The organism is Mesobacillus sp., from assembly GCF_049588175.1.
GTDB lineage: Bacteria > Bacillota > Bacilli > Bacillales > Cytobacillaceae > Mesobacillus.
Window position 1 is genome coordinate 1 of record NZ_JBAVFI010000346.1, and the last position, 3,696, is coordinate 3,696.

Consider the following 3,696-nt stretch of genomic DNA (forward strand, 5'->3'; position numbering starts at 1 on the left):
TATTAACACTCGTAAAAATCCAAATACCGATTTTTACTTTTGGTTGCAAAAGCAAAAAAGTTTACGAAAAGAGCCTAAATAAAAGAACTTCTAAAATTCATAGGAATACAAGCAGTTTGGGATTATAATAGGTTTTAAAATTAGAACAGGAGTGGACAGCTTGGATCGAAGTAATATTGAAGCTCGTATATTAGAATGGTTTGACCACTTTCATACATATCCAGAGGTAAGCTGGAAGGAATATAAAACAACAGAGAAAATTGCTGAAATCCTTGATGAGTTAGGCGTCCCATATAAAAGGTTCGACGATGTGACAGGATTGGTGGCCGAGGTTGGAACAGGGGATGAAGTCATTGCCGTCAGGGCGGATATTGATGCTTTGTGGCAGGAAGTAGATGGTGTCTGGAAGGCCAACCATTCATGCGGCCATGATGCTAATATGTCGATGGTGCTCGGAGCAATGCTCTATATAATGGAAAAAAAGCCGTCTAAGAGAATCCGGTTTATTTTTCAGCCAGCAGAAGAAAAGGGGAACGGCGCTATTTCCATGATCGAACGCGGTGCCATTCAGGACGTCACGCACTTGTTCGGCGTCCATCTTCGTCCCGTGGAAGAGCTTCCTCTAGGCAAGGTATCTCCGTCCATCCATCATGGTGCGGGCACGTTCCTTGAAGGCAAAATTATCGGAGTCGATGCCCATGGGGCCAGGCCGCATCAAGGAAAGAATGCAATCGACGTGATCGTTGCCCTGCAGCAAATGTTGAAAACGATCTATGTTTCGCCATTTGAGCCTCATTCTGCTAAACTTACAAAAATCATCGCTGGCGGGGATAATTTAAATATCATACCGGGCAATGCAGAGTTTGCGATTGACCTTAGAGCACAGAAAAATCATATATTGCAGCAGCTTCAAGAATCAATCGAAGAAAAACTGCTAGGACTGCAAAAGCTGTACGAAGTAGAAATCACATGGAATTGGCTCGATCTAGCTCCTGGTGCAGAAGTATCATCTGAAGCAGAAGCGATTGCTGCTGAGGGAATTATTGAATCCATCGGTAAAGAATCTCTTGCAGCTCCTGTTGTTACATCAGGCAGCGATGATTTTCATTATTACACGGTGAAGCAGCCGGAACTGAAGGCAACAATGATTGGGGTAGGAGCAAATCTTGCACCTGGTCTCCACCATCCAAAAATGAGCTTTGATCATTCTGCGCTTAATATTGGAGCGAGGGTGCTGGCGGAAACTATATTAAGAGCGTAGATCAGGGGAAAATAGTTCAGTTCACCGCATAAAAAATAGTGCCTGGCAAATCCGCCAGGCACTATTTTACGTTAATTTTTTTATATTAAAATTATCTTCAAGCAGCACCCAGTTCTGCGGGAATGGATAGCCGAGCACCCAGTAGCTGACCCCTCGAAGGTTGTATTGCTTGATGGTATCGAATATTGCCTGGGCGCTTCGGGCGTCTTCGAACCAGACTTCATGTCCGCGTCCTTGCTCATCGGTATAGCGGAAGAATGGTGATGCAGCAACAGTATCATATTGAATCGCTGCGCCGTATTTGATTGCTCGGCTGACAGCTTCCTGAGGACTGTATGTTTCTGCTTCCTGGCCCTGAACGTGAGGGATTACCCAGTCGCGGGCATACAGCTGGAAGCCCATCAGAATTTTGTTCCTTGGGATGGAGGTAACAGCATAGTCAAGGACACGGCGGATTTCGTTCAATGGGGAAACCGCACGCGGCGGTCCGAAGCGATAGCCCCATTCATAGGTCATCAGGACGACGAAGTCCGCAATCCGGCCATGAGCCGGATAATCATGGGCTTCATATAAAAGCCCTTTCTGGTCAGCGCTGATTTTTGGCGCCAGAGATGTTGAGACGAAATACCCTTCCTTATGCAGGGCGTCTACTGCTGCCTGAAGGAATGAATTGTAAAGCTCGCGGTCCGCAGGCAATACATTTTCAAAATCAATATTCAAACCGCGATAGCCTTTTTCACGCATGACGGAAAGAATGTTCTCCAGCAGCTTCCCTCGGTGCTCTTCGCTGGCCAGTACTTCATGTGCAATGTTATGCCCGGTTTCGGTGGCGGTAAAATTGGTGATCGACATCATCGGCAATGCTCCTTTTGCAAGTCCGCTCTGAATGGCATCGGTGTCATCCTTCATATACAGGACGAGCGAACCGTCCGGCTGAATGACATAGGCAAAAGGGGCGATATAGGTCATCAGGTCGGCCACCTCGCCGACATACTCCACAGCTTTTTCATCCGAATGGTAGGTGAATGCGTTCGATTCAATAGTTGGCTTTGGCCTGGGGATGACTAGAATCGTTCCTGGATATAGGGCGTTTGGATTTTGGATTTTATTAGCATTGATAATGGATTGAACACTAACACGATAGCGCTGGGCAATCTGCCAAAGCGCCTCGCCTGATTGAACAGTATGGCGGATTGCAGGTATTCGCAGCACGGTACCGGGATAAATGAGTGCTGGATTGGTGATCCCATTCGCCCTGATTATCGCGTCAGCCGTCGTGCCGTAGCGCTGTGCGATCGACCAAAGCGCTTCTCCCGATCTGACCGTATGGTATACATCATATGATGGAATAATCAATGCCTGGCCAACGACCAGCTGATTCGGATTTTCCAATCCATTTATATCGGTAATTTGCGTGATGGTCACTTGATAACGGCTCGCAATCTGCCATAATGACTCTCCTCTTTGGACAACATGAATGATCATAATGAACCTCCCTGGGAAAAAGTCCTACAATAAGGTATGAAGAAAAAATAAATTATATGTTGGGAGGCTCTCGTTTATTATGGTTCTTCCGTAAAATCTGGTGCATTTTTTATATATAAAGCGATGAAAGCATAAATCATAATGGTATTTAATAATATCTGAAAAATAGTTAAGCTTCAGTTTAACTACTTGCCAATTTTGCTCGATATATACAGGGAAACCCAATGACTAATGGAGTAAAATAATAGAGAAGCCAGTGCGGAAATTACATAATGACAAGGAGTGGACACGATGGGAGCATGGGGAACAGGGCTGTGGGAAGATGATCTGGCGTGTGATATCCAGGATGAATGGAACGAGCTTCTTGATGAAGGGATGAGTCCGCGCAAAGCTGCGAAAATCATCTTGAAATCGTGGCTGGAGGAGCTCGAAGATTATGATGATGAATTGGAGCGTCAGCCTGATGAATCAATTCTTTATATTTCGCTTGCAGCCCTTCAAATGAGGCATAGGGCATTGACGGTGGGGATAAAAAAGAAGGCGATCGAGTTGATCGATAAAGGTGCCGATCTTGAATTATGGAAAGATAGCGACGTTCAGGATTACGAGGAGCGAAAAAAATTCCTCATAGAATTCAAGGAGAAGCTTGATCAGACAAGGGCAAGGTTTTTTTGATAACTATATAATTCTATCGTTCCATTTATGGTAAAAACCAATATATAGGAATCGATAGAAATCTCAATGGGGTATGCTCATACCAGCTGTTCCAAAGGAAATATGGATAAGCTAATGACTACTACGTATTAGACAATGTACGAGGCAAAAAGGCCAAAGAAGAAGTTAAGTTATACTTGAACTCCTGTGGCAATGCCTCTGTTGAAAGGATTTATTGAGAATGTTATTGCTAAAAAGTATCATCTTAGGTTTTTCAGTATCAGCTCCAGTTGGGC

At 44.7% G+C, this 3,696-nt stretch carries 3 protein-coding genes; 2 read left to right on the forward strand and 1 reads right to left on the reverse strand.

Annotated elements, in window-relative coordinates; all coding sequences use genetic code 11:
- Positions 1–160 precede the first annotated feature (160 nt).
- Complete coding sequence (locus WB217_RS08665) at positions 161–1,261, forward strand: amidohydrolase (RefSeq protein WP_423992567.1); 1,101 nt, start codon at positions 161–163, stop codon at positions 1,259–1,261.
- A 66-nt stretch (positions 1,262–1,327) separates the two neighbouring features.
- Here WB217_RS08665 and WB217_RS08670 read toward each other — a convergent pair whose 3' ends face one another.
- Positions 1,328–2,746 carry a LysM peptidoglycan-binding domain-containing protein gene (locus tag WB217_RS08670; protein ID WP_423992569.1) on the reverse strand — a complete coding sequence of 473 codons (1,419 nt, stop codon included), beginning with the start codon at positions 2,744–2,746 and terminating at the stop codon, positions 1,328–1,330.
- A 291-nt stretch (positions 2,747–3,037) separates the two neighbouring features.
- Here WB217_RS08670 and WB217_RS08675 point away from each other — a divergent pair, with 291 nt between their 5' ends.
- Positions 3,038–3,421, forward strand: coding sequence for a MarR family transcriptional regulator (locus WB217_RS08675; protein ID WP_423992571.1), 384 nt, complete (start codon positions 3,038–3,040; stop codon positions 3,419–3,421).
- The last annotated feature ends 275 nt before the right edge of the window (positions 3,422–3,696 follow it).